The organism is Pseudobacteroides sp., assembly GCF_036567765.1.
GTDB lineage: Bacteria > Bacillota > Clostridia > Acetivibrionales > DSM-2933 > Pseudobacteroides.
The window spans coordinates 1-4,431 of the sequence record NZ_DATCTU010000111.1 but is presented as its reverse complement, the minus strand read 5'-3'; the positions used below and the strand labels follow the sequence as shown (position 1 = coordinate 4,431).

General features: G+C 37.5%; 10 protein-coding genes. 3 read left to right on the top strand and 7 right to left on the bottom strand.

The genetic code is table 11. From position 1 onward, the window contains the following. Window positions 1-108: 108 nt before the first annotated feature. Genes VIO64_RS17755 through VIO64_RS17745 form a run of 3 tightly spaced genes read right to left on the bottom strand, consistent with a single transcriptional unit; the run spans window position 109 to window position 1,237 of the window. Window positions 109-693 carry an IS3 family transposase gene (locus VIO64_RS17755; RefSeq protein ID WP_331920710.1) on the bottom strand — a complete coding sequence of 195 codons (585 nt, stop codon included), beginning with the start codon at window positions 691-693 and terminating at the stop codon, window positions 109-111. Beyond that, entirely contained in the window at window positions 693-953 is a 261-nt protein-coding gene (locus tag VIO64_RS17750; protein ID WP_331920708.1) for a hypothetical protein, read from the bottom strand. The genes VIO64_RS17755 and VIO64_RS17750 overlap by 1 nt, the downstream gene beginning before the upstream one ends. Continuing rightward, window positions 950-1,237, bottom strand: a complete 288-nt coding sequence (locus VIO64_RS17745) for a transposase (protein WP_331920706.1) — start codon at window positions 1,235-1,237, stop codon at window positions 950-952. Before VIO64_RS17745 ends, VIO64_RS17750 begins: the two co-directional genes overlap by 4 nt. A 338-nt stretch (window positions 1,238-1,575) precedes the next feature. Here VIO64_RS17745 and VIO64_RS17740 point away from each other — a divergent pair, with 338 nt between their 5' ends. The 3 genes from VIO64_RS17740 to VIO64_RS17730 all read left to right on the top strand — a co-directional run bounded on the left by VIO64_RS17740 (window position 1,576) and on the right by VIO64_RS17730 (window position 2,461). After that, window positions 1,576-1,911, top strand: coding sequence for a helix-turn-helix transcriptional regulator (locus VIO64_RS17740; protein ID WP_331920704.1), 336 nt, complete (start codon window positions 1,576-1,578; stop codon window positions 1,909-1,911). A 69-nt stretch (window positions 1,912-1,980) separates the two neighbouring features. After that, on the top strand, window positions 1,981-2,145 hold the full coding sequence (locus VIO64_RS17735; RefSeq protein WP_331920702.1) for a hypothetical protein: 165 nt from the start codon (window positions 1,981-1,983) through the stop codon (window positions 2,143-2,145). After that, entirely contained in the window at window positions 2,135-2,461 is a 327-nt protein-coding gene (locus VIO64_RS17730; RefSeq protein ID WP_331920700.1) for a type II toxin-antitoxin system RelE/ParE family toxin, read from the top strand. The genes VIO64_RS17735 and VIO64_RS17730 overlap by 11 nt, the downstream gene beginning before the upstream one ends. A 61-nt stretch (window positions 2,462-2,522) precedes the next feature. Here the strand turns inward: VIO64_RS17730 and VIO64_RS17725 are convergent, their stop codons facing one another. The 4 genes from VIO64_RS17725 to VIO64_RS17710 form a co-directional block, all read right to left on the bottom strand. Continuing rightward, entirely contained in the window at window positions 2,523-2,900 is a 378-nt protein-coding gene (locus VIO64_RS17725) for a hypothetical protein (protein ID WP_331920698.1), read from the bottom strand. Between the two features lie 6 nt (window positions 2,901-2,906). Beyond that, complete coding sequence (locus tag VIO64_RS17720; RefSeq protein ID WP_331920696.1) at window positions 2,907-3,122, bottom strand: hypothetical protein; 216 nt, start codon at window positions 3,120-3,122, stop codon at window positions 2,907-2,909. Window positions 3,123-3,181: 59 nt separating this feature from the next. Then, window positions 3,182-3,346 (bottom strand): hypothetical protein, encoded by a 165-nt coding sequence (locus VIO64_RS17715; RefSeq protein ID WP_331920694.1) that lies wholly within the window; start codon window positions 3,344-3,346, stop codon window positions 3,182-3,184. A gap of 495 nt (window positions 3,347-3,841) precedes the next feature. Continuing rightward, the coding region (locus VIO64_RS17710; protein ID WP_331920692.1) for a hypothetical protein at window positions 3,842-4,431 on the bottom strand (590 nt) is incomplete at its 5' end.

Genomic DNA, 4,431 nt, shown 5'->3' with positions numbered 1-4,431 from the left:
TGAGATGGTCTAATTGCTCTGGACAATTATTATTCAAATATAGATGTTTATGATGAAATTGAGGGGGTTCTAGGGGGAGACTCATAACTCGTCTTTTTTGTTGATACCTTATGCTACATTTCTATACACCACGATTGGCGGGTTATTCCCGATGGAAGAATGATCCCGTTTTTCGTTATAATAGTTGATAAATTGTGAACAAACCCGATAAAGTTCCCTTCCGGTTTCTGGCTGTTCCAGGTAGATCTTTTCATACTTGATCGTCCTGAAAAACCGTTCAATGAAGACATTGTCAGTTGCCCTGCCCTTGCCATCCATTGATATTTTAACCGTTTCAAGGCTTTTTACAAAGGCCACATATTCATCCGGGGTAAACTGACTTCCCTGATCCGTATTAATGATATCAGGTTTTCCGTACATGCTCACCGTCATTCTCAATGTATCGATAACCCACTGGGCTTCCATCGTGTTCGATAAACTCCAGCCCACAATACACCGGCTATATACATCCATGATTGCCAAAAGATACATAAACCCTTTGGGCATTGGAACATACGTGATATCCATTGCCCATACCTGGTTTGGATGATCGATATCCAGATTGCGAAGCAGGTAAGGATATTTATACCGGGCCGGATCAATGACAGTAGTTCTTGGTCTGCAATAAACCGTTTTTAAACGCATAATCTGCATCAAAGTCCTTTTACATGGCATCTGCCTACTTTGTATCCTTTTTTTTGCAGTTCACGGGTCATTCTGCGAGTGCCTCGTGTTGGATCTTCAAGGTATAGCATGTCGAGTTCTTTCATGAGATGAAGATCCTTATTGCTGGCTTTAGATGGCGTATAATAAAGAGAGCTTCGGGCTATTCCTAAAAGCTCACATTGATAGCAGATACTCAAGGCCCCCTTGTCCCTGTCGATCATCTGCCGGCGGGTATCCAACGGGATCATAGAACCTTTTTTTTTAACCAGTTTATATCGACTGTTAGCTGTCCGATCTGGTGGATTAAATCTTCGTTTTCCTTTTTTAATTTTTTGATTTCATCCGACTCATCCTTGCCTGCTTCAAAAACCTTTTCCGCACGCGAAAGAAACTCTTTCTTCCAATGCGTTATCATATTGGGATGAACCTGATACAGTTGGGCTAACTCTGATACTGACTTGATTTCTTTGAGTGCCTCAATGGCTACTTTTGCTTTGAACTCAGCGCTGAATTTACGTCTCGTTTTTTTCATATGACAGAAATTTTAAAGTTATTAAATTCCTGTCCAGTTTTTTTAGACCACTATAGCAAACTCGGGGTTTTATCTTCATGGAAAGGGCAGTTCATGCGCATATGCTTGTCTGGCTTTAACCCATACTTGGCAAGTACCTGTGCCATCGTTAAACGCTGCTTTATTTCTTGGATTTCCATGCTATAAAAAGTTTTCAAAATTCTTTTTTACTACCTATTCGTCGCAAATGTAATTTATTAATCTTTACAAACAATATTTTAAATGTTTTGTTTTGTACGTTTAAGTAGTGTATATTTGCAGAAACAAGCAATAATTAGTCTAATACAATACTTTTAGGTATGACTCTTGGCGAACATATAATGCTTTTACGAAAGCAAAAGGAACTTTCTCAGGCTGCTTTGGGTAAAGCAATCGGCACATCAGGCGATATTATTGGAAGGTACGAACGTAATATTATGACACCATCTATTGAAGTGATTGTTAAGATTGCCGATACTTTAGGGGTTTCGATTGATTACCTGGTAGGAAAAACTAATATTGAACTAGACAGGAACACATTAAAGCGGCTTGAAGATATTGCCACGCTTTCGGACGAAAACAAATCGTTTATATTCCGTATGATTGATATGGCTTTGCGGGATTTAAAAACCGGGCAGGCTTACGCAACAAAATAATAAACTAAAATTATGAACTTACAATATATTACAGACACAAACGGGCATAAAAGCGCCGTGCAGCTTCCCATGAAAGATTGGGAGCAAATACAAAAAGACCTTGACGAACTGGAGCGTTTAAGGAACAAAAAACTGTTCATGACCGAGCTGGCCGAAGCTGTTGAAGAAATGAAGCTGATTAAAGAGGGCAAAAAACAAGCCCGTAACGCCGAAGATTTCCTCAATGAGCTTTAATGTTAAAACTATATCCGTTTTTGAACGCCAGGCCAAACGCCTGATGAAAAAATTCCCATCGCTCAAAAAGGAAATTCAAACGCTTATCTCGGAACTAAAAGAAGAACCCGAAAAAGGCACTTCCATTGGCCATAACTGCTATAAAATACGCCTTGCCAATGCCAGTAAGGGTAAAGGAAAATCAGGCGGGGCAAGGGTTATCTCCCATCTTGTTTTTAAGGATAGTACAGTTTACCTTCTCACCATTTACGACAAATCAGACATTGAAAACCTTACCGATAAAGAAATTCTGGAACTTATTAAACTTATTCCATAAAAAAGCCCGGTTCTTAAAGGTTCCGGGCTTTTTGATTATTTTATCATAAAAAGCTTTTACCTCAAATAATATTATGCTTGATAAGGCCATAAGCGATAGGAAGCAACACGGATGTTGTTATGTACAGAACAATAAACCAGCCCTTTTTTTTCTTTATTTCCTTTTGCTCTTCTTTCCATAAATCTTTAAGCTTTTCAAAGGACTTAACCTTGCTGTATCTCTGAAAATTAAAACCTATCAGTGCTACAATTAAAACAACAATTACAGGCTTCAAATTTGTAGATGTATTAATCAATTCATCCACAATAAGATATATCACCAAAAGGTTTAAAAATTGCATTAATGCAACAAGTATAGAAGCGTAAATCCAAGGGTCTGGTTCTCTCCACTTCTGATAGGTACTGTACACCCTATAATAGATATAATCAAAATATTTCATAAAATTTTACCATGTATTTACCCAACCTTGGGCATGTTCGCTAATTGATTTACCTGTTGATAATTCTGTTATAAAACTTGCTGTAAAGTATGTTCCAGAGATTACCCAACCGACAACAGGTATAAATGTAGTAGCCCCCATAACAGCGTCCATGCTATTACTAACATTTATCCCGTTCTGTGTCATGTCATAAACACTAATGCCTACTCCAACAGCGCCCAAGGTATTACCTGCTATCTTAGTAAGACTTGCTGCCTTACCAGCTATTGCATAGCTATTTCTTAAACCTTGTACACCTTGTACGTATTTGCCATTTGAACCAACTTGTAAAAGCTTTGTAGAACGATATGCACCTTTTGCGTCCTGCCACCACCAGGCATTATGCCCAACATTACCGACAGTTGATAAGTATGTCCCTGTGGCTCCGACCCAAATATCATCACCATCTATGCCATTACCCCCTTGTCGTGAGGGAACTCATACTGGTACAAAAGCCCAGCATTGTCGGGCTTTTCTGTTTTTAGAATAAGGCTGGAGATAACATTGAAAAAAAGAATAATAAAACACTTGCAGTTAAATAGATTACCACAAACAACCCTTTTCGTTTTCGTTCATCAGAACTCTCAGCCCTGAAGTTCTTGATAGTGGATACTATTTCACCTTTGTTTTTTCTATAATAGATAAATAATACAATGTAAATAGGGGCAATTAATAAAGGGAATAGTACAAACCTATCCAAAACTCCATTATCTATTCTTATAGCACTTATAAGATCTTTATTGAATAAAGTTTCAATAAAACCCAGAAGTGTCAAAATATGAATAATGAAAATAGCTCCTACTAAAATAAATGCATGTATCCAACTATCTGAAGACTTTTTATACCTATAAAGACTTTTAAAACGATAAAATACGTATAGTAAGAATTTCATAAACTTAGACTTAGGGTTTGTATTCTAAATAGCCAGAAGCGTCTGATATGCCGTAACCAACTGAAATCGTTAAAACAATAGGATTTGATTTCAAAAGCATTAAGGCTCCATCGATACCAATCGTACCTACATTTAGCCAACCATCAATACTAAAGATACCTTCATTGGAAAACGAGTTTTTGGCTTTTGTAAAATGATCAGCTATTGAAACAACACCTAATGCACTACCTAAAAACTTAGCCCCAGTAGCAACCTTCCCCATAGTTTTAAATGCTGCTTTTTCAGAAGCAATGACTCTATTTGCTCGATTTATTTTTGCTAATGCATCTGCTTGTGTAAGCTCTGCTGATCCTTGAACCATAGTTGTCATTGAACTTGCTACAGCAGTACCAAAAAAAGCTCCATCGCTTAGAAGTCCACCGTTAGCCCCTTGTCCAGAGGGCGATTCAACAGCTGTGCTTATCCAAATCTTCTTATAACAAATTTCAACGATCGGAAGTGTTATTTCAAAATAACTTTCATGAGATTTAATTGAGAATTTTTCATAAGTAGTTGTAGGGCTTTGTTTTACATAGACATAATACCCTTGGGCAGCATTAA